At 69.2% G+C, this 21,478-nt stretch carries 15 protein-coding genes and 1 pseudogene; 9 read left to right on the forward strand and 7 right to left on the reverse strand.

The annotated features are described in order from the left end of the window. Together J7656_RS10295 and J7656_RS10300 are read left to right on the forward strand one after the other, a co-directional pair. Positions 1-585, forward strand: a complete 585-nt coding sequence (locus tag J7656_RS10295; protein ID WP_017342968.1) for a HalX domain-containing protein — start codon at positions 1-3, stop codon at positions 583-585. Positions 586-655: 70 nt separating this feature from the next. Then, a complete protein-coding gene (locus J7656_RS10300) occupies positions 656-2,650 on the forward strand; it encodes a DEAD/DEAH box helicase (RefSeq protein ID WP_211553243.1) in 1,995 nt (664 codons plus the stop codon). 52 nt (positions 2,651-2,702) lie between these two features. On the opposite strand, the gene J7656_RS10305 is transcribed toward J7656_RS10300, so the two are convergent. Further along, a complete protein-coding gene (locus tag J7656_RS10305) occupies positions 2,703-3,764 on the reverse strand; it encodes a phytoene/squalene synthase family protein (protein WP_017342966.1) in 1,062 nt (353 codons plus the stop codon). A 177-nt stretch (positions 3,765-3,941) separates the two neighbouring features. Between J7656_RS10305 and J7656_RS10310 the strand changes: the two are divergent. Further along, a pseudogene (locus J7656_RS10310) lies at positions 3,942-5,086 on the forward strand (acyl-CoA dehydrogenase family protein). A gap of 18 nt (positions 5,087-5,104) precedes the next feature. Here the strand turns inward: J7656_RS10310 and J7656_RS10315 are convergent. Both J7656_RS10315 and J7656_RS10320 read right to left on the reverse strand, forming a co-directional pair. Further along, a complete protein-coding gene (locus J7656_RS10315; protein WP_211553244.1) occupies positions 5,105-7,120 on the reverse strand; it encodes a PH domain-containing protein in 2,016 nt (671 codons plus the stop codon). After that, positions 7,117-7,581: a PH domain-containing protein gene (locus tag J7656_RS10320; protein WP_017342963.1), complete on the reverse strand. Its 465-nt coding sequence runs from the start codon at positions 7,579-7,581 to the stop codon at positions 7,117-7,119. The genes J7656_RS10315 and J7656_RS10320 overlap by 4 nt, the downstream gene beginning before the upstream one ends. A 181-nt stretch (positions 7,582-7,762) precedes the next feature. On the opposite strand from J7656_RS10320, the gene J7656_RS10325 reads away from it, so the two are divergent. Continuing rightward, positions 7,763-9,052, forward strand: coding sequence for a Glu/Leu/Phe/Val family dehydrogenase (locus J7656_RS10325; protein WP_026046197.1), 1,290 nt, complete (start codon positions 7,763-7,765; stop codon positions 9,050-9,052). Positions 9,053-9,583: 531 nt separating this feature from the next. On the opposite strand, the gene J7656_RS10330 is transcribed toward J7656_RS10325, so the two are convergent. Next, on the reverse strand, positions 9,584-10,294 hold the full coding sequence (locus tag J7656_RS10330; RefSeq protein ID WP_211553246.1) for a YqjF family protein: 711 nt from the start codon (positions 10,292-10,294) through the stop codon (positions 9,584-9,586). A 69-nt stretch (positions 10,295-10,363) separates the two neighbouring features. Further along, positions 10,364-11,290: a cation diffusion facilitator family transporter gene (locus J7656_RS10335; RefSeq protein WP_211553248.1), complete on the reverse strand. Its 927-nt coding sequence runs from the start codon at positions 11,288-11,290 to the stop codon at positions 10,364-10,366. A gap of 184 nt (positions 11,291-11,474) precedes the next feature. Here J7656_RS10335 and J7656_RS10340 point away from each other — a divergent pair, with 184 nt between their 5' ends. Further along, the gene (locus tag J7656_RS10340; RefSeq protein ID WP_017342959.1) at positions 11,475-12,176 is read left to right on the forward strand and encodes an HD domain-containing protein; all 702 of its coding nucleotides are present in this window, start codon (positions 11,475-11,477) and stop codon (positions 12,174-12,176) included. Positions 12,177-12,208: 32 nt separating this feature from the next. Here the strand turns inward: J7656_RS10340 and J7656_RS10345 are convergent, their stop codons facing one another. After that, on the reverse strand, positions 12,209-12,964 hold the full coding sequence (locus J7656_RS10345) for a TetR/AcrR family transcriptional regulator (protein WP_211553250.1): 756 nt from the start codon (positions 12,962-12,964) through the stop codon (positions 12,209-12,211). 202 nt (positions 12,965-13,166) lie between these two features. Here J7656_RS10345 and J7656_RS10350 point away from each other — a divergent pair, with 202 nt between their 5' ends. Both J7656_RS10350 and J7656_RS10355 read left to right on the forward strand, forming a co-directional pair. Further along, the gene (locus tag J7656_RS10350; RefSeq protein WP_017342957.1) at positions 13,167-14,882 is read left to right on the forward strand and encodes a COG1361 S-layer family protein; all 1,716 of its coding nucleotides are present in this window, start codon (positions 13,167-13,169) and stop codon (positions 14,880-14,882) included. 60 nt (positions 14,883-14,942) lie between these two features. Continuing rightward, positions 14,943-17,441 (forward strand): efflux RND transporter permease subunit, encoded by a 2,499-nt coding sequence (locus tag J7656_RS10355; protein WP_211553251.1) that lies wholly within the window; start codon positions 14,943-14,945, stop codon positions 17,439-17,441. Between the two features lie 46 nt (positions 17,442-17,487). On the opposite strand, the gene J7656_RS10360 is transcribed toward J7656_RS10355, so the two are convergent. After that, positions 17,488-17,910: a hypothetical protein gene (locus J7656_RS10360; RefSeq protein WP_017342955.1), complete on the reverse strand. Its 423-nt coding sequence runs from the start codon at positions 17,908-17,910 to the stop codon at positions 17,488-17,490. Positions 17,911-18,162: 252 nt separating this feature from the next. Between J7656_RS10360 and coxB the strand changes: the two genes are divergently transcribed. Further along, positions 18,163-18,951: a cytochrome c oxidase subunit II gene (coxB, locus tag J7656_RS10365; RefSeq protein ID WP_017342954.1), complete on the forward strand. Its 789-nt coding sequence runs from the start codon at positions 18,163-18,165 to the stop codon at positions 18,949-18,951. Continuing rightward, on the forward strand, positions 18,948-21,446 hold the full coding sequence (locus tag J7656_RS10370; RefSeq protein WP_211553252.1) for a cbb3-type cytochrome c oxidase subunit I: 2,499 nt from the start codon (positions 18,948-18,950) through the stop codon (positions 21,444-21,446). The genes coxB and J7656_RS10370 overlap by 4 nt, the downstream gene beginning before the upstream one ends. The last annotated feature ends 32 nt before the right edge of the window (positions 21,447-21,478 follow it).

Here is a 21,478-nt window from a genome sequence, read left to right on the forward strand (position 1 = left end):
ATGAGTGAGCAACCGCCGCTGGTCCTCGTGGTCGAGGACGAACCCGACTTAGCCGACCTGTACGCCGCATGGCTCGGTGACGAGTATCGCGTCCGAACCGCGTACGGCGGTCGTGAGGCCCTCGACGAACTCGACGAGGCCGACGACGAGGTCGACGCGATCCTCCTCGACCGCCGGATGCCCGGCCTCTCCGGCGACGAGGTCCTCACCGCCGTCCGCGACCGCGGCATCGACTGCCGGGTCGCGATGGTCACCGCAGTCGAGCCCGACTTCGACATCTTAGAGATGGGGTTCGACGACTACCTCGTCAAGCCTGTCACGAGCGACACGCTTCGTGAGACGGTGGAGGGACTACTGCGCCGCGGCGAGTACGACACGGAGGTCCAAGAGCTGTTCTCGCTGACCTCGAAGAAGGCGATGCTGGAGTCGGAGAAGAGCGCGAGCGACCTCGCCGACAACGAGGAGTACCAGCGGCTCACCGACCGGATCGAGGAGCTCCGCGAGCAGGCCGACGAGTCGCGCGACGCGGTCGCGACCGACGACGAGGACTACGAGAAGCTCTTCCAGGACTTCGACACCGAATAACCCGCGCCGACGCCGACCGAGGGGGTATCCCGCCGACTCTTTATGACCGGTCCCGCCGAACGAGCGGTATATGCGCGTCCGGGACCTGCCGCTGTCTCAGCCCGTCGTCGACCACTTCGCCGAGCGCGGCGTGCGCGAGCTGTACCCGCCGCAGCGCGCGGCGGTCGAGGCGGGCGTCTGCGAGGGCGCCGACGTCGTCGCGGCGGTGCCGACCGCGTCGGGCAAGACGTTCATCGCCCAGCTCGCGCTGCTAACCGCGGACGGGCCCGGGCTGTACGTCTGCCCGCTCCGCGCGCTCGCCCGCGAGAAGTACGAGACGTTCGCGGCGCTCCCCGGCGTCGACGTGGGCATCTCCACCGGCGACTTCGACGCCACGGGCGAGGCGCTCGCGGGCAACGACGTGGTGGTCGCCACGAGCGAGAAGGTGGACTCCGCGATCCGCAACGGCGCCTCGTGGGTCGACGAGCTGGCCTGCGTCGTCGTCGACGAGGTCCACCTCCTCGGCGCGAAGCGGCGCGGGCCGACGCTCGAAGTGACGCTGGCGACGCTGCGGCGGCGGAACCCGGAGCTCCAGACCGTGGCGCTGTCGGCGACCGTCAACAACCCTGACGCGATCGCGGACTGGCTCGACGCCACCCTCGTCGAGTCCGAGTGGCGCCCGGTCGAGCTTCGGACCGGCGTCGCCGTCGGCGGCGAGGTCGCGTTCGACGATGGGACGGGCCTGTCGGTCGATGTCGACTCCGGTGAGACGGAGGCCGACGGCGAGCGCAACGGCGACGACGCCGGCGAGCGCGGCGACGAGGACGAGAGCGATCCCACCGAGGTCACGGCCGCCCTGGTCGCGGACGCCGTCGCCGACGGCGGCCAGTGTCTCGCGTTCGTCCGCTCGCGGCGCGAGGCGGTCGACCTCGCTGAGCGGCTCGCGGACGACGGCCTCGCCGCAGAGTTAGGAGTCGAGGAGGCGGCCGCGGCGGCGGCCGAGGAGGCGACCGACGTGGACGGCACCCTCACCGGCCGACAGCTCGCGGACTGCCTGCGCGCGGGCGTCGCGTTCCATCACGCGGGGCTCCGGTCGGGCCACCGCGCGGTCGTCGAGTCGGCGTTCCGCGAGCGCGACGTGGCCTGTATCTGCGCCACGCCCACGCTGGCGGCCGGCGTCAACGTCCCCGCCCGCCGCGTCGTCGTCCGCGACCAGCGTCGGTACGGTGAGGGAGGTATGGCGTGGATCCCAACGCTGGAGGTTCACCAGATGTGCGGCCGCGCGGGGCGCCCGGGGCTCGACCCGCACGGCGAGGCGGTGCTCGTCGCGGACGCCGACACGCGCGAGGAGGTTCACGAGCGGTACGTCGAGGGCGAGCCCGAGGCGGTCGAGTCGCAGCTCGCCGACCCGGCCGCGCTCCGGACCCACGTCCTCGCGGCGATAGCGACGGAGTTCGCCGCGACCGAGACGGAGATCCTCGACGTGTTCGAGGGGACGTTCTACGCACGAGAAGCGGGCGCGGGCGGCCTCGCGGATGCCGTCGCCGTCGCGGTCGACGACCTCGTCGCGGCCGGGATGATCGCCCGGGAGACGGGCGGCGTCGAGGACTACAGACTCGTCGCGACCGCGGTCGGCGAGACGACCTCGAAGCAGTACGTCCGACCCGAGACGGGCGAGCGGATCGTCGCCGGGCTCCGGGCGGCGGTCGACCTGGCGGACGCGACGACGCTCACCGCGTTCGAGGTTATCTGCGACACGCCGGACATGCAGGACACCTATCTCGGGAACGCCGAGCGCGCGGACGTCTACCAGTTCGCGCGGACGAACGCCGCGCACCTCACGACGGACATGACCGAACCGGACGACTTCGAGGGGTGGCTGGAGTCGGTGAAGACGGCGCGCATCCTCGACGAGTGGATCGGCGGGGCGACCGTCGAGGAGCTCGTCGAGCGCTACCGGATCGGCCCCGGCGACCTCGACTCGCGGGTCGAGCGCGCGGAGTGGCTGCTGAGCGCGGCCGAGGCGCTGGGGGAGACGATCGGCGTCAGCGTCCCCGCGGTGTCGCGGGCGCGGTCGCGGCTGTGAGGGACGGGAAGAAGCACGGACGAGAAGAAACGATGGCCACGGCGTCGGCGCTTCAGTCGGCCGAGCCGACGGCGCGGTGGAACGGGGTCCGGGCGATGGTCTGGCGGAGCTCCGCGAGCGAGTCGCGGCCCACGTCGCTCGCGGCGGACATCACCGCGAACACCTCCTGTCTGGACACCTTCACGCCGGTCTCGGTGAGCGCGTCCTCCGGGCGGCTCCCGAGCTCGCGGAGGGTGCCGACCGCGAGCAGGTACGGCACGGTCCACGCCTCCATCGTGTTCCCGTTCGAGAGCGGCATCGTCTCCAAGTACGCCTGCGCGTCGTCGAGGAACGAGCGGGCGTAGTCGGCGGTGCGGTCGACGACGCGCGCGGACGACTCGCGGTTCTCGGGGTGGACGACGCGCTCCTGGTCGACGCCCTCGGCCTCTAGCCACTCGGCGGGGAGGTAGACGTTGTTCTCCTCGGTGTAGTCGTCGTAGACGTCCTTCGAGACGTTGACGAGCTGGAGGAGGAGTCCGAACTCCTCGGCGGTCTCCCGCAGGCGCTCCGCGCGCTCCTCGCCGATGTCCTCGCGGGTGAGCAGGTTCGTGATGAGGTTGCCGACGGTGCCGGCCGCGTAGTAGCAGTACTGCTCTAACTCGTCGCGGTCGTCGATGCGGAGCCCGCCCTCGGTGGCGTGGCGGTCGACGAACATCGCCATCCCGTCGACCATCTCTAACACGGGCGGGACGATGGCCGCCTGAGCCTCCGGGTCGAGCTCCTCGAACGTCGCGGCGATGGTGGGCGCTTCGGCGACGACGGTCCAGTCGTCGTCGCGCTCGGCGGGCAGCCACTCGTCGACCGCCTCGCGGAACGCGCCGATGTCGGTCTCGTCGTCCGGGTCGATCGCTCGTCGGTAGGTCCGCAACACGTCGCTCTGGGCGTCCGGCGGGATGTGGCCGGCGTCTTCCACCGTGTCGGCGACGCGACAGAGGAGGTAGCCGACGCAGATCTGCGAGGCCATCGGCTCCTCTAGCACGTCGACTGTCAGCGCGAAGGTCCGCGAGACCCCCTGGACCGCCTCGTGACACCACGCAAGGTCGGCCTCCGCGGGGCCGTGTTCTCGTCCGCTCATTCAGTTGCCAGCCTTTACGGCACAACGCATAAAAACCCTCGTGGAACGTCCGTCGGGCGTCGCCCGCGAGACGACCGGACGAAACCACACGACCCGGTCCCCGCCCGCACCGACGAACCGCCGGCCCGTGTACAACCGTGTGAAAACGGCTAAGTCCGCCCGGCCGAACGCTCCGATATGGAGTTCACGCTCACCGAAGAGCAGCGTCAGATCCGCGACACGGTCGCGGAGTTCGTCGACGAGGAGGTCGTCCCCCGCGCGGCCGAGATCGACAAAAAAGATGAGTTCCCCGCAGACCTGATCGAGGAGATGGCCGACCTCGGCCTGATGGGCATGCCGTTCCCGGTCGAGTACGAGGGCGCCGGCCTCGACTACCACAGCTACGCGATCGGGCTCGAGGAGATCTCCCGCGGCTCGGGCGGGCTCGGCACCGTCGTCGCGGCCCACACGTCCTTGGCCGGTAACATGCTGTACGAGTTCGGCGACGAGGCGCAGAAGGAGGAGTACCTCACCGCCCTGAACACCGCCGAGGACATCGGCGCGTTCGCGCTCTCGGAGGCGGAGGCCGGCTCCGACGTGCCCGCCATGTCGACCACGGCCGAGCGCGACGGCGACGGCTACACAGTCAACGGCGGGAAGCTCTGGATCTCGAACGGCTCCGTCGCGGACACGGTCACGCTGTTCGCCAAGACCGACCCCGACGCGGGACGGAAGGGCATCTCGTCGTTCGTCGTCCGTCCCGAGGAGGACGACGGGTTCATTGTGGAGGGGACGGAGGACAAGCTCGGCGACAAGGGGTGTCCGACCGCCGAACTCCGGTTCGACGACATGTGGATCCCGAGGAGCGACGGCTCGGCGAGGAGGGCGAGGGGTTCGTCCACGCCCTGAAGACGCTCAACGGCGGCCGGATCACGATCGCGGCACGGTCGGTCGGTATCGCGCGCGCCGCGCTCGACGAGGCGAAGGGGTACGCGCAGGAGCGCGAGCAGTTCGACCGCCCCATCTCCGACTTTCAGGCCATCCAGCACAAGCTCGCGGATATGGACACGAAGGCGCGCGCCGCGGAGCTGCTAATGCACGAGGCGGCCGACCTGAAGATGCGCGACGAGGAGTACATCAAGGAGGCCGCGCAGGCGAAGCTGTACGCCTCCGAGATCGCCCGCGAAGTCGCCAACGAGGGGATCCAGATCCACGGCGGCTACGGCTACACGAAGGACTTCCCCGCCGAGCGCTTCTACCGCGACGCGAAGCTCTCGGAGATCTACGAAGGCACGAGCGAGGTCCTGCGCAACACGATCGCTCAGCAGCTGCTCGAAGAGTAGCGTCGCCCGCTGCGCCGCTCAGGGCCGCGAGTCGGAGTCGCCGTTCTCGGGGCCTTCGTCGCCGTTCTCGGGATAGTCGTCAGCGTCGTCGGCGTCCGCCCGTTCGTCATCGTTGCGGTCGCCGTTCGTCTCGTCTCCGTCCCGGTCGTCCTCGGTCTCGCTTCCGTCCCGCTCATCGTCCGCGTTCGGGCCGTGCGCGACGTCGGCGTCTGAGGGGTTCTGGTCGACCGCGTAGCCGCCCGTGTCGATCCGCTCCGCGGGCTCCGAGTAGTCGCGGTCGCTCGGCGAGAAATCCGGACGGACGACGCCGTCGTCGGGTATCTCTGGCTCGTCGTCCGCAGGCGCCTCGGTCGTCGCGTCGTCCGCTTCCGCGTCGACGACCGCGTCCTCGGCGGGACCGTCGCTGCCGGTCTGGTCGCCTTCGGGCTCCTCGTCGCCTTCGACGCTCTCCGTCGCTCCGGTCCGTTCGTCGCCTTCGACGGCCTCGTCCGCTCCGACGCTGCCGTCTCCCTCCGCGCCGTCGTCGATCCACTCGAAGGAGTCGGTCCCCTCGCTCCGGCGCTCCGCGACGGCGGTCGCGAGGCGCTCTGTGATCGTCTCCTTCAGCGTCTCGGCCTCGTCGACCTCGAAGTCGACGGCCGCGGCGTCGCTGCCGGTCAGCGAACTGGTCCCCGCCGTGTCGGCGACGATCGTCGCGACGCCCCACCGCCGCTGGAACACGGTGCGGCTGTCGATCACGTTCTGGATCCGGTAGTACGGGACGACGGCGACGGTCCGGCTCCAGAACCCGTTCCGCGTGAGGAGGTGGTCCTCGCCGACCCAGTAGCCGCGGTGCTTCCACTTCAGGTGCGCCGCGGGCGGAACGACGACGAGGATCCCGGCGACGCCGTACCACGGGAGCGACGGCGAGACGTACCAGTTCACGCCGTACGCGACGGCCGTGAGTACCCCGACGATCATCGCGTACCGGATGACGTACCGCCACCGGATCCGCTTGGGCGGCCGGTTGAAATCCGGCGTTCCGAACGACTCGATCTCGTGTGCGAGCCGGTAGACGCGCTCCGTCGCGGCGATCGGCACGGCGGACTGGTTCCCGGAATTCGCGTCCTGTCCGGGCGCGTACCCCGCGGTCTCGATGGAGAGGCTCGCGTAGCCGAGCGCGCGCTTGGCGGGGTTGTCCGTGATCCGCAGCGTCTGGACCTTCTCGGTGGGGATAGACCCGCTGTACCGGCGGAACAGCCCGCGCTCGTAGCGGAGCTCGTCGCCGGCGCGTGAGAGCCGGAACCCGTAGTAGTTCGAGAAGGCGACGCCCGCGCCGATCAGCCACGACGCGATGAAAAGCGCCGCGACGCCAACGAACGCCGTCGCGGTGAGCGCGGCGGCCGACGTCTCCGGGAGGAAGCTCGATAACACCGGGAACGACCCGGAGCTCAGGAAGGCGAGGAGGCCGATCAGGCGCCCGTCGAACGACAGCGCCCCGACCAAGGCCAGCTCGCTCGGCGAGATGGCGAACAGCTCCTCCTCGTCGGGCGCGAACGCGTCGTCGCGGCCGCCCCCGACCGCGTCCGGGTCCGTCGCCGCCCCGTCGCCAGCGTCCTCGGCCCGCGAGTTCGCCGACTTCCGGCGCTGAACCTCGCGCTGGAGCCGCGTCGCCTCCGCGGGCGTGACGAAGCGGATCGACCCCTCCGTGCTGGAGCCGCCGGCGGTCTCTAAGTCGACCGCGGCGACGCCGATCGCGCGCTGGAGCACGCCGCGGCTCACGTCGACGTTCTGGATCCGCCGGTAGGGGATCTCCCGCTCGCGCCGGGAGATGACGCCGGAGGAGATGTCGAGCGTGTCCTCCGTGAGGACGTACTCGAACCGGCGGTAGTACGCCACCTCGTAGGCGAGCATCACGAGGAGGATCGCGGCCCCGCCGCCGACCGCGAGCGGGAGGCCGAACCCGCCGCTGTTCACGATCACGAACAGCGCGACGGCGGTCCCGGCCGCCTTCTGGAGCGCGCGGTACGGGACCGACTGCGGCGCTAACTTCACACCGCGTCCTCCCCGTCGGCGCGGATCGCCAGCCGCTTCAGCTCCTCGCGGAGGTCGCTCGCGCCGTCCGGCGTCAGCCCGGGGATCCGCACGTCCGCGCCGCGCGATCCCGCGGTGTACACCACGCAGGAGGCGAGCCCGACCGTCCGCTCGATCGGGCCGCGGCGGGAGTCGACGTGCTGGATCCGGACCAGCGGCACCGTCGTCCGCACCTGCGTGATCACGCCGCGGTCGAGGTAGATCGCGTCCTCGCGGATCTCGTAGCTCCAGCGGCGGTAGCGGAGCAGCGCGTGCGCGACGGTGAGCGTCAGGACGACGGCCCCGACGGCGACCGGGGCCCACCGCGGGAGGTATTCGAGGTACGCGCCGCCGGCGAACGGCGCGGTGACGAGCGCCGAGAGCAGCACCGCGCGGAGGACCCACACGACTTGGACTCGGGGGTGAAGCGTCTGTGCCGTCATCGACGGTCCCCCGTCGCGTGTCCGTGTGTCATGACCGGCGATTGACGGTCCCGACGTATAAGTCCGGTCGGAAGCGGCCGAGAAGAACGGCCGGCAAATTGTGTGTTCGAATGCGTGTTATTCTCTCTCGAAGGCGATACTTGCCGAAACCGATATGCCGGGCGACGGAGTCGTGCCGGCCATGGCCGACGATCCGTTCGAGAACATGCTCGCCCAGATGGACCGCGCCGAGGAGTACGCAGACGTGGATCACGGGGTGTTCGAGCGGCTCAAACACCCGGAGCGCACGCTGAAGGTGACGCTCCCGGTCAGGTTAGAGTCCGGCGAGGTCGAGGTGTTCGAGGGGTACCGCTGCCAGTTCGACAGCGCCCGCGGCCCGTTCAAGGGCGGCGTCCGGTTCCACCCCTCGGTCACCCAGCGCGAGGTCGAGGCGCTCGCCGGGTGGATGACCTGGAAGACGGCGCTGGTCGATCTCCCCTACGGCGGCGCGAAGGGCGGCGTGATCTGCGAGCCGAAGGAGCTCACCGACCAGGACCTCGAACGGCTCACGCGGCGGTACACCGAGGGGATCCGCCGGATGATCGGCCCCGAGACCGACGTGCCGGCCCCGGACATGAACACGAACCCGCAGACGATGGCGTGGATGATGGACACCTACTCGATGTACGAGGGCCACTCCATCCCGCAGGTCGTCACGGGGAAACCGCTGGAGATCGGCGGGACGCCGGGCCGCGTGGAGGCGACCGGCCGCGGCGTCTCGCTCGTCACCGAGCGGCTCTTCGAGTACCTCGACCGCGACCTCTCCGACGCCTCCGTCGCGATCCAGGGGTTCGGGAACGTGGGGTCGAACGCGGCCCGGCTCCTCGACGACTCCGGCGCCAACGTGGTCGCCACCTCCGACGTGTCGGGGGCGGCGTACGACCCGGACGGCCTCGACGTGGCGGCGCTCGGCGCGCACGTCGACGCCGGCGGGCTGATCGAGGAGTACGTCGCGGGCGAGTACCGGGGGAACGCGGACGGCTCCAGCTGGGACGATCCGGACGCGATCACCAACGCGGAGCTGCTCACCCTCGACGTCGACGTACTCATCCCCGCCGCCGTCGAGGGCGTGATCACCGCCGACAACGTCGACGACCTCCGCGCGTCGGCTATCGTTGAGGCCGCGAACGGACCGACGACGGTCGCCGCCGACGAGGTCCTCACCGAGCGCGACGTCCAGGTCGTGCCCGACATCCTCGCGAACGCGGGCGGCGTCATCGTCTCGTACCTCGAGTGGGTCCAGAACGCCCAGGAGTTCTCGTGGCCGCTGGAGACGGTCAACGCCGAGCTGGAGCGCCGCATCGGCACCGCGTTCGACGAGACGATCGAGCAGTACGACACGAAGGACCTCCCCGACCTGCGGACCGCCGCGTACACCCTCGCCTTGGAGCGCACCGCGACGGCCCACGAGTACCGCGGGCTCTTCCCGTAGACCGCGAGCGACAAGCGATAGTGGGAGTTGTCGAATTGGAGTAATTGCGTGGTTGTTTATAAGTGGATTTTCGGTTCCGTTGCCGGCCTTTTATAAGCGATAGACGAAGCGGTGAACGCCTCTGAAGGCCCGGCCACTCGTTTATAAATGAGTTGCCTCAGATCGGCAACGAACGCCTCCAAAGCCCCAGCCGCTCGCTTATAAATCGTTGATTCCGAGTCGACGCCGAACACTTCCAAAGCCCCAGCCGCGAGGCGGCCGCACGCTCGCTGCGCGCTTCGGTCGCTCGCGCTGCTCGCTCCCTCCAGTGCTTGCGTCGCCTGCGCCCGCCTCGCGGCTGCCCCTTTGAGTCCCACCCCGCACCGCTCCGCACAGCACCTCACACCTCCCCAACCTCGTCGGCCTCCCTGCGGTCGGCCGACTCCCTCGCGCGTGCTGCTCGGCCGCGAGACGGCCTCGCAGGCACGCGCCGCCGCACCGCTCTTTATAAGTAATCATCGTACTCGCTCGCAATTATTTAAACACCGTTCGTCAGACCGACCGAATTCGGTCCGCGCCCACCTCGATCGGCTCCGCGTAGCGGACGATCGGGTCGCCGTCGGGCCGGTCGAACCCGTTCGCCTCGAACAGGCTGTTCGCCCGGATGTCGACGGTCGCCTCCCGGAGCCGCCACGGGTCGTGAGCGATCTCCCCGCGGTATAGCCGGTTCCCGGCGGCGTAGAACCGGTAGTTCTCCGCGAGGAACTCGTCGAGCGACCCCGGCTCGGCGGCGAACGCCTCACCCGTCGGCTCGTAGGTCGCGTCGAACCGCACGTGGGGAACGCCGGGGTATGTCCGGCGGCTGGTGAACCGAACGGGGCCGCTGGCATCTTTCGAGCGATCGGCGGCTTCGGGGCGAGACACGTCCATCGCCGCGCGGTAGTACGGGAGCGCGAACAGTCGCCGCGCGGCCGCGACGCCGATCCGGTCGTCCGCGTCGAGGTTGTAGAAGTAGACGCCCGGACCGTCGGGACCCTCAACGTAGGTCCGGAGGTTGAGCTCCGGGAACGAGAGCCCGACTGGCGCCCCGCGCGGACGGATGTCGTCCATCACGAAGGCGACGACGCTCAGGTACGCGTCGCCTCCGTGGGTGGCGACCGAGAGCCCGTCAGGGAGCGTGCCGGAGACGACCTCGGGATCGACGGGCCAGTGACAGAACAGCGCGTCGCGCCACGTCATCTCCAGCAGGCGGCGACCGAGCATGTCGGACCGTAGGGACCGAAGGGGCAAAACCCGCACGCCATCGGCGGTTTCAGGTCGGTTCGCGCGGTCTCACTCCGCGACGTCCGACCCCTCCGGCGCGTCCTTCCACTCGCCCAGTCCCGAGGGGTCGAGGTGGACGTGGACGTCGCCGACGTCCTCCATCGCGCGGAGGGTCGTGACGAGCTCCGTCTCCACGTCGTGGGCCTCGCGGAGCGTCATCTCCCCGTCGACCTCGACGTGCACCTCGACCTCCAGGTCGGTCCCGTCGTAGTACACCGTGAGGTCGTGGACCCCCTCGACGGCGGGGTACTCGCGGAGCGCGGCGACGACGCGCTCGCGGTCGCCCGGCGGCGGGGCGGCGCCCACGAGGTAGGTGACGTTCTCGCGGCCGATCTCGATCCCCTGGTAGACGACGAGGACGCTGACGAGCGCGCCGGCGACCGGGTCGAGGATCGGGACATTCAGGAACACGCCGAACACGCCGACGAGGGCGGCGATCGTGGTGTAGATGTCGTTGAGGCAGTCGACCGCGAGCGCGGCGAGCGCCGTCGAGCCGAGGTCGGCGTTCACGCGCTCGGTGTACCAGTACAGCAGGTACATGTCCGCCATCGCGAACAGCAGCGCGGCGACGAGGAGGAGGCTCTTCCGGGGCGGAGTGTGCGCGCCGAGCAGCCCGAGGGCCGACTCGCGCAACAGGAGGAGCCCGAGAACGACGATGGTCGCGCCGACGAGCAGCGCCGTCAGCGGCTCGATCCGCTGGTGGCCGTGCGGGTGCGTCTCGTCGGCGCTCTCGTACCGCGAGCCCCCCCAGACGAACACGACCGCGCTCGCGACGAGGTCGGCGACGGAGTGGGCGGCGTCGGCCACCAGCGCGACGCTGCCGAACGTGAGCCCCACCGCCCCTTCGACGACGATCTTCACCGCGTTGCCGGCGACGTTCACCGCCGCCGCCCGCTGGAACCGAGCGCGGTCGCCGCCGCCGAAGGGGCTCGACATAGACGCCATTGCGCTCGCGCCCCTGTTAAGCGTCCCGCGTCGCGACGACGCCCGTCCCTCCCCTCGCGAGCGGGCCGCTCGCGCCGGCGATGTCCGCCGCCGAGTCGGCTGGAGGCTCCGTCGTAACGCCTAAGACCGAAACGCTCCTCGGTGACGGTAATGAATCACGATCTTTTCGTCCGAGGTGGTCCCGGTGGGCGTCGAAATTAAGGAAACGGAGGTGAGCGACGAGGATTTCGAGGAGATGAAGGGGTTCGTCCGCGACTACCTCGCAGCCAGCGTCGAGGGCGAGGACGACGGCGGACGGATGCGCTGGTACCCCTGGCACTCGGCGTCGTACCGATTCAACCACATCCTCAACGTCGTCGACCTCGCGACGGAGATCGCCGAGGCCGAGGGCGCCGACGTGGACGTCGTGCGGGTCGCGGCCGTCTTCCACGACGTCGCCAAGCTGGAGGCCGAACAAGACGTCCACGCGGAGGCCGGCGCCCGCGTCACCCGCGAGTACCTCCAGAGCCGCGGCAACTACCCCGAGTCGTTCATCGAGGAGGTGTGCGGGGCGGTCGTCGACCACTCCTACACCGGCGACCTCGACGACGTGCCCCTAGAGAGCCGGTGTCTCATCGAGGCCGACGTGCTCGACAAGGTGGGCGCCAACGGCGCCGTCCTCATGCTGTTACGGATGGGGTACGAGTCGCGCACGCACATGGACTCGGCGAAGATGGTCGACCGCGTGCTCCAGCGCGCCCACGACCACACCGAGCGCGTCGTTTCGGACACCGCCGAGGGCATCGCACACCAGCGGATCAAGCGCGTGAAGTGGCTCCGCGAGTGGCTCGAAGAGGAGGTCTCTCGGATGGACGCCGAGGGCGTCACCGACCGCTGAGGACGCATCGGCCGCTGAGGACGTCCCCGCCCCTACTCCTCCGAACCGGTCGTGTCGACGAGCGGTAGCATCGCCTCCAAGTAGCGGTCGATCCCGGCTCGGGAGTCCCCGACCCACGCCCCGTCGTTCGTCGTCGCCCAGCGGAACATCCCGCCGGTCGCGAACGTCTGGAGCGTCGCGGCCACCTCCGACGCGGCGACGGTCCGCTCGCCGTCCGACACTCCGTCGCCGCCGCCCGACACTTCGTCGCCGTCGCCGGCGACCTCGGCCGCCGCCTCGCGGACGAGCCGTTCCAGGTACTCGCCGAAGACGCGGTCGCTGCGGTCGAAGTGGTCGCGGTACGCCTCGTCGCTCGCGGCTTGCGAGCGGAGCTCGGTCATCACCGTGACGAACCGCTCGTCGGGCGCGTACGCGTCGTCGAGCGACGCGGGGTCGACGGCGGCCGTGAGGTAGCCGTCGAGCTGCTCCCGCGCAGAGCGGTCGAAGGCCTCTTCGGGAGCCACCTCCGGCGCGTCCTCCCCCGCGGCATCCGCATCCTCGCCCGGCGGCTCCGTCACGGGGCCGTCGGCGACGGACGCTTCGAACTCGTCCAGCAGGAAGCCGAGAAGGTCGATCAGCAGGTCGTCTTTCCCGTCGTAGTGGTGGTAGACGAGCGACGGGCTCTTGTCGAACTCGTCGCCGATCCGCTGGATCGTGACGTTCGCGTACCCGTGTTCACAGAGCGCGCGGAACGCCGCGCCGAGGATTGCCTGTCGGGTGTCCGACGGCTCCGCGAACGGGTCGTTCATACGACGCATAGAGGGGTCCGGTATATATCGGCCCTGATTGAACGTTCATTCAACACGCTTATGCCGCGGGCCCCTGACAGCAACGTATGACTCGACCCGACGCGCCACGGTACGACCGGTCGCCGCGCGCGACCAGACCCTCCCACCGATCCGGCCCCTCCCACCGATCCGGCCCCTCCCACCGATCCGACGGAGGCGACCGATGAGGCGGTCGATTCGGCTCGCGACCGCCGCGCTCGCCGTCGTCGCGGTGGGAGCGTTACTCGTCGGCGTCTCGCTCGCGGGCGCCGCGGCCCCGAGCGCGGGGACGGCGGACGGCGGCGCCGCGTCGCTCTCCGGAATCGGCGGCCCGGTCGCCGACGGCGCAGTCGCGCAGGCAGGTACCGAATCGGACCCGACTGACAGACAGGTCCGCGGCTCGCCCGTGTTGGAGCTGTTCGCCTCCCAGCGGTCGGTACCGGCGGGCGCGGAGTCCACCGTCAGGATCGACATCGTCAACACCGGCGAGATGGAGATCGGCAACCAGCTCAACTCCCGGGTCACCACCGCACGCGGGCTCACCCTCGAGATCGACGACAGTGACGTGCCGATCGACGTCGAGGACGGCGAGATCCCGGTCGGCGACGTGCCGACGTCGGCGAGCCCGGTCCCCGTCGAGCTGGACGTGACCGTGCCCGACGACGTGCCCGACGGCAGGTACGAGGTGGAGGCGACCGCCCGCTACCGCTACACCTTCGAGATCATCCCCGAGTTCAACGACCACAAGGACCGGCGCGGCATCGACGACTTCGACCTCACGATCGTCGTCGACGACGGCGCGCGGTTCGCCGTCCTCGAGACGGACACCGACGCGCAGGTCGGCGGCAGCGGCGACGTGACCGCGACGCTCCGGAACGTCGGCGACGAGACCGCGCGCGACGCCGTCGTCTCCGGAACGACGACCAGCCCGGGGGTCCGGCTCGGGGCCGGCGAGGGCGGCGGCCAGTCGTTCGTCGGCGACTGGGCGCCCGGCGAGAACCGGACGGTGACGTTCGACTCGTCGGTCGGCGAGGCGTTCGGCGGCGGCGCGTACGCGCTCTCCTCGACCGTCGAGTACCGGGACCCGAACGGGATCGACGAGACCGCGGCGCCCGCACGCGCCGGCGTCGTCCCGCTCCGTGAGCAGTCGTTCTCGCTGGAGGACATCTCCGGCACGCTCGAGGTCGGCTACTCCGGCACGGTCTCCGGGACGATCACGAACGAAGGGCCGCTCGACGTCGAGAACGCGGTCCTCGTCGCGGACTCCGGGAGCAACCGCGTGAGCCTCGGCGAGAGCCGGTACGCGCTCCCGACGATCCCCGCAGGCGAGTCGGCGAACTTCAGCTTCGACGCCGACGTGAGCGGGAGCGCCGACCCCGGCCCGCGGCAGTTCCGGTTCACGACCGAGTACGAGAGCGGCGACGCGACGCTCGCGACCGAGGAGAGCCGGCGCGTCGAGGTCGCTCCGAGACAGCCCGAGTTCGACCTCGCGGTCGACGGCGCCACGGTCTCCGCCGGCGAGACCACGCGGATCAACGCCACGATCACGAACCGCCGGCCGGAGACGCTCTCGTCGATCAACGCCGGGCTCTACGCCGACAGCCCGCTGACGGCGGTCAACGACGAGGCGTTCGTCGACGAGCTCGAACCGGGCGAGTCCGAGGAGATCTGGTTCGAGGTGTCCGCGGCGTCGAGCGCGAGCGTCGAGGAGCACCCGATCGAGCTCGACTTCCGGTACGAGGACGAGCGCGGCAACGACCGCATCTCGGACATCACCCAGGTACCGGTGACGGTGACCGAGGCCGTCGACGACGGCGGGACGCCCGTGGGACTGATCGCCGTCGCCGCCCTGCTCGTCGTCGCCGCGATCGGCGGCGCGGTCTGGTACCGACGGCGGTGATCGGATGAGGGGACACGTCACAGAACGCCGAGAGGGGACGCGCCCGACAGCGGGGCCTCCGTGACCGCGGCCGACCGGCTGATCGAGGAGATCGACCGCGTCGTCACGGAGCGGCCGCTGGCGGTCATCGCGGTGTTCCTCCTTGTCACCGCGGGCTTCGCCGGCGGGCTGACCGGGATCGAGACGAGCGCGGGCGCGGACCAGTTCACGCAGGACATCCCCGCCCAGCGGGCGCTCGACGAGATCGACGAGGAGTTCGAGACGTCGATCGGCGGCTCCGCGACGTCGGCGCAGGTGATCGTCTCGGACGACAACGTCCTCTCCCGCGACGCCTTGGTCCGGACGCTGGAGACCCAACACCGGCTGGAGTCTCGCTCCACCCTCCGGGTCGCGTCGACGTCGAGCCACGCGGACGCGGTCGCGCGGCAGCTGGACCCGAGCGCGGTGAACGCGGCCGAGCGGCGTGACGCCGTGGCCGAGGCGACGCCCGCCGAGCTGCGGACCGCCATCGCCGACGCCGACGCGGCGGGCGCGATCGCGGCGCAGGTGTCCGTCGACTACAACCCGACCGCGCAGGCGGCCGACACCGCGATCGTCGGGATCACCTACGACCTGCCCGAATCGGCGACGACGGCGCGGGTGACGGAGCTACAGACGCGCAGCGTCGAGGTCGTCGACTCCGTCCCGGGCAACGAGGCCGGCGAGAACGCGATCCTCTTCGGCGATGGCGTCCTCCAGTCGGAGATCACCGCGCTGCTGACCGACACCGCGATCATCGTCTTCCCGGCGGCGCTGATACTGATCGTCGGGTTCCTCATCTTCTCGTACCGCGACCCGTTCGACATGGCGATCGGAATCGCCGCGCTCCTCCTGTCGCTCCTGTGGACGTTCGGCTTCATGGGGTACGCCGGGATCCCGTTCTCCGACTCGCTCGTGACCGTCTTCCCGCTGCTGCTCGCGGTCGGGATCGACTTCGGGATCCACATCGTCAACCGCTACCGCGAGGAGCGGGCGACGGGGACCGGGATCGAGGCGTCGATGCGGACGACGACGGACCAGCTGCTCATCGCGTTCCTGCTCGTGACGATCACCACGGTGTTCGGGCTCGTCTCCAACGTCGTGAGCCCGTTCGACCCGAACCGCGACTTCGGGATCGTCGCAGCCGCCGGGATCACGTTCACGCTGGTGATCTTCGGCGTCTTCCTCCCGGCCGCGAAGGTGCTGGCCGACCGCTGGCGCGAGCGGCTCCCGATACCCGAGTTCGGCACGAGCGCGCTCGGCGCCGGCGGCTCGCGGCTCGCCCGCGTCCTCCACGTCGGCGTCGACCTCTCGCGGATCGCCCCCGTCGCGGTCGTCGCCCTCCTCCTCGTCGGCGGCGCGGTCGGCGGCGCCTACGGTACCGGCGTGAACACGGAGTTCTCGGAGGAGGCGTTCTTCCCGGACGAAGAGCGGCTGGAGACGTACTCGAACCTGCCGGAACCGTTCGCGCCGACGGAGTACACGTTCCTCGACGTGTTGACCCTCTTCGAGGAGGAGTTCGAGCAGGACTTCGTGGGGTCGGTGACGCTGTATATCGACCAGTCGGTGCGAGACGACGACGCCTTAGAGCTGATCGATCGGACCACGCGGAACCCGCCGGACACCTTCGCGACGACCGACGAGCGCCGCGCGCAGGCGACGAGCGTCGTCACCGTGATCGAGGACCGGGCGGAGCGGGACCCCGAGTTCGCGGCGCTCGTCGAGCGCAACGATCGCCTCGGCAACGGCGTGCCCGACCGGAACGTCGACGAGGTGTACGACGCGCTGCTCGACTCCTCCGCCGAAGGCCAGGCGCGCGGCTACGTGGCCGCCGACCGCGGCAGCGCGCGGATCGACTACACGATCGAGCCGGGCGTCGACAACTCGGAGGCGGTCGCGGACGTGCGCGAGCTGGCCGAGCGCACCCCGCTCGAAGCCGTGCCGACCGGCTCCCTCGTCGTCAACGAGGCCGTGATCGACCTACTGACCGAGTCGGCGATCCGCAGCCTCTTCGCCGCCTTCGGGCTCACGGCGCTGTTCTTAGCGCTGTCGTACGCCTACCTCGAAGGGAAGGCCGTCTACGGCCTCCTCAACCTCGTCCCCGTCCTCGTCACGGTCGGGCTGCTCGTCGGGTCGATGCGGCTGTTCGACATTCCGCTGACGCCCATCAACGCGCCGATCCTCTCGGTGTCGATCGGGCTCGGGGTCGACTACACCGTCCACTTCGTCCACCGGTTCGTCGACGAGTACCAGGCGGGACTCCCGATCGACGAGGCGCTCGACGTCACCATCGCCGGGACGGGCGGCGCGCTCACCGGCAGCATGCTCACCACGGTCTCCGGGCTCGGCGTCCTGTGGCTCGCGGTGATCCCCCTGCTCCGCGACTTCGGCGTCCTGCTCGCGCTGGGCGTGTTCTACGCGTACCTCTGTTCGATCCTGCTCGTCCCGTCCCTCGTCGTCGTGTGGGACCGGTACGGTGGGATAGTCGGTCTCGGTCTCGACGACGGGCTCCGCGGGTCCGGCGCCGAGGGCGGGCGCTGACCGGAGAGCGACTTCGATCGGACTGCGGACGCGAAAACGAGGCGAGTCAGCCGACCACGCCGAAGACCAGCTGGACGGTGACGAGGACGAGGAACGCGGCGCCGGTCGCGAGGGATCCGGCGGCGACGCCGTGCGCGTTGCCGAGTCCGCGGCTCCGCGTCGCGAAGTAGGCGCCGAGGAAGACGAAGCCGACGAGGAGCAGCCCGACGATCAGGTACGCGACGCTCACCAGCGTTCCGGCGAGCCCCTCGGAAATCCCGAAGCTCCCGACGCCGAGGAGGATGCTCCCGCCGACGAGGACGGTGATGCCGACGAACGAGACCGCCCACACGACCGGCGTCCGGGCGATCTCGCCGAGCGTCTCGACGATCGCCTCGTAGCTGCCGCCGTCCCCGTCGCGGCCGGGAGCGACTCGCTTCCCGCCGATCTCGGCGACCGCGACGAACGTGGCGACGACGAGGAGGCCCATCAGCCCCGTACTCAAGAGGGTGAGTGATGTCATGGATGTCCGTTGTTAGGGGCTCCGTTCGCGCGTACAAATACCCTTCGACGCGCGGGCTTCGGCACGCTCGACGGTCCTGCGCTCGACGCGCCGATCGACCGATCGGCGGGGTCGCGTCCGCGGCGGGAGATCGGCGCTCCGACCCTCCGATCCCCCGTCCCGCTACACAAGAGATAAGTGTGCCATCGCTAAGGGTGGTACAAGAGCAGACAGACGAACATGATAGATCCAGTTATCCTACAACAGGGGAGCGACTGGCGCGCACAGGCGGAGATCTTCGACGAGATCTTCTTCGTCTTCCTCGCGCTCGGTACCCTCGTCGGCACCATCGTCGTGTCGTACACGCTGTGGAACGTGTACAAGTACCGCGACGACGGAAACCGGTCGGACGAGGAGTTCGACGCGCCGGTGGTCGGCGAGCTCCCGACGGGACAGGGCGGTCCGAAAGCGAAGAAGCTCTTCCTCTCGTTCGGGTTGAGCGCGATCGTCGTCATCAGCCTCGTCGTGTACGCGTACGGGCTCCTCCTCTACGTCGAGCAGGGACCGGACACCGGCGACGAAGGAGACATCGAGATCATGGTCGAAGGGTACCAGTACGGCTGGGCCTTCGAGTACCCGAACGGCCACACCGAACGCGAGGAGCTGATCGTGCCGGCCGACCAGCGGATCGACCTCAACATCACGTCGAGAGACGTCTGGCACAACTTCGGCTCGTCGGACTTACGGATAAAGTCCGACGCCATCCCCGGAGACTACAGCGAGACGTGGTTCGCCGTGAGCTCCGAGGACGTCGAGGCACAAGGCGGGGAGGCGACCTACCGCGTCGAGTGCTTCGAGTTGTGCGGTGCGGGTCACTCCGCCATGAAGGGACAGATCACCGTCCTGCCGGAAGACGAGTGGGAAGAGTGGTACGCGAGTACGGGGAACAGCTCCGAGAGCGCCGGCAACAGCTCTAGCATCGCTGCGTCCGGCGTCGGAGCCGTCGCGCCCAGCGGGGTGAGCGCATGAGCGGACTCCCGCCGACGACCTCCGTCAAGCGCTGGTTCGTGACGACCAACCACAAGGACATCGGAATCCTCTACACGATCACCGCGCTGTTCTTCCTGCTGTTCGGCGGCGTGATGGCGCTGCTCATCCGCCTGCAGCTGTGGGACCCGACGAGCCAGATACTCTCCGGCTTAGCGTACAACGAGGCCGTCACCGCCCACGGGCTGATAATGGTGTTCTGGTTCCTCTCGCCGTTCGCGTTCGGGTTCGCGAACTACTTCGTGCCGCTTCAGATCGGCGCGGACGACCTCGCGTTCCCGCGCCTTAACGCCTTATCGTACTGGCTGTACCTGGGCTCGGGCCTCCTGCTCGCGGTGAGCTTCTTCCAGGGCGGCACGCTCTCTGCGGGGTGGACGATATACGCCCCGCTCAACGTGCCGATGTACACGCCGAGCATCGGGTCGACCGGCGCGGTGCTCGCGCTCGCGATGTTCGTCACCGGCACCACGGCGTCGACGGTGAACTTCCTCACGTCCATCCACCACTCCCGCGCGGAAGGGATGGGGATCATGGACATGCCGATGTTCACCTGGTCGATGCTCGCGACCGTGTGGATGATGCTGTTCGCGTTCGCCGCCCTGCTCGCGGTGGGGCTCATCCTCGCAGCGGACCGCGTCCTCGGCAGCGTCTACTTCTCGGCGACCGAAGGCGGCTCCCTCCTGTGGGGCCATCTGTTCTGGTTCTTCGGGCACCCGGAGGTGTACATCGTCTTCTTCCCGGCGCTCGGCGTGATGCTGGAGCTGTTCCAGACGTTCTCCGGGCGGCGCCTCGTCGGCCGGAAGTGGGTGATCATCTCCATCTGTCTGATCTCCGTCCAGTCGTTCCTCGTGTGGATGCACCACATGTTCCTGACGACGATCAACCTGGAGATCAAGACGCTGATGATGGCGACGACCATCGGTATCTCGTTACCGTTCGACCTCGTCGTCTTCGCGCTGATCTACACGCTGATCAAGGGGCGGATCCAGTTCACGACCCCGTTCCTGTTCGCGTTCGGCGCGCTCCTGCTCTTCATCCTCGGCGGGATCACGGGCGTCTTCCTCGGCGCCATCGTGCTCGACTACGAGTTCCGCGGCACCTACTGGGTGGTCGCGCACTTCCACTACGTGATGTTCGGCGGCGCAACGGCGCTGTTCGGCGGGGCCTACTACTGGTTCCCGAAGATCACGGGGAAGATGTACGACGAGTTCCTCGGGAAGCTCCACTTCGTGATCTTCTTCATCGGGTTCAACGCCGTCTACTTCTCGATGTTCCTCGGCTGGGAGACTCCCCGCCGGGTGTTCGAGTACAACCCCGAGTTCCAGATCTACCACCAGTTCGGGACGATCGGAGCCTTCGTGCTCGGATTCTCCTTCTTCATCATGTTCTACAACTTCGCGAAGTCCTACGTCTCCGGCGAGCCCGCCGGCGACAACCCGTGGGACTACTCGCGGACCGCGGAGTGGGCGGTCTCCTCGCCCCCGCCGCTTGAGAACTGGCCCGACCGGCCCTCGTACGCGTCGGGCAAGCTGGAGTTCGTGAAAGACTACGTGCCGGACGGCGGGCCCGCGATGAAGACAGACGACAACGGCGACGTCGCCACCGACGGCGGCGACAGCCACTCGGCGCACATCTCCGAGTACCCGTACTGGGACAAACACCCGAGCCACGCCAGCATCTGGCCGTTCGCGCTCTCCGTGGCGCTCGGCGTCACGCTGTTCGGCTTCTCCGGCTTCGCGGACGCGGTCACCGTCGAGTTGGGCGAGACGGCGATACAGAGCAGCGTCACCATCTCTAACGCGTTGTACCCGACCGCGATCGTGGCCGGCCTCGTCGGGCTCCTCTACACCGGCGTGAAGTGGGGGCTTGAGGACTTCTACGCGCCGCCATCGGAGTTCGCCGAGCGGTGGCCGTTCAACGGCGTCGAGAAGGTGAAGCTGGGGATGTGGTTCTTCCTGGCCTCCGACGTGATCGTCTTCGGCGCGTTCCTCTCGGCGGCCATCTTCGTCCGCTACAACGCGGGCTGGATGACCTGGTCGCCGCTGACGGAGTCGCTGCCGGGGCTCATCAACACCTTCGTGCTGATCACGTCCTCGTTCACCGTGATCCTCGCGCTGGTCGCGGCCCGCCGCGAGAGCCGACAGGGCCTCCTGGCGACGCTCGGCGCGACCATCCTGCTCGGGTTCACGTTCATGGCGATCAAGCTGTGGGAGTGGAACCACGAGATCTTCGACCGCGGCGTGACCATCTCCGCGAACGCCCACGGCGACCCGATCCAGGCGTCGATCTACTACGTCACGACCGGGCTCCACGGGATCCACGTGCTGCTCGGCTTAGTGATCGCCATCTTCCTGTTCGTCAGGGCGTACCAGGGTCACTACCTCGACGACGAGCGGCCGATCGAGTACTTCGGCCTCTACTGGCACTTCGTGGACATCGTCTGGGTGTTCATCTTCCCGCTGTTCTACCTCTTCTGAGGCGGTTCGCGGTTCGGTTTTCTTTTCGGCTC

It is taken from the genome of Halorubrum ruber (assembly GCF_018228765.1).
GTDB classification, from domain to species: Archaea; Halobacteriota; Halobacteria; order Halobacteriales; family Haloferacaceae; genus Halorubrum; species Halorubrum ruber.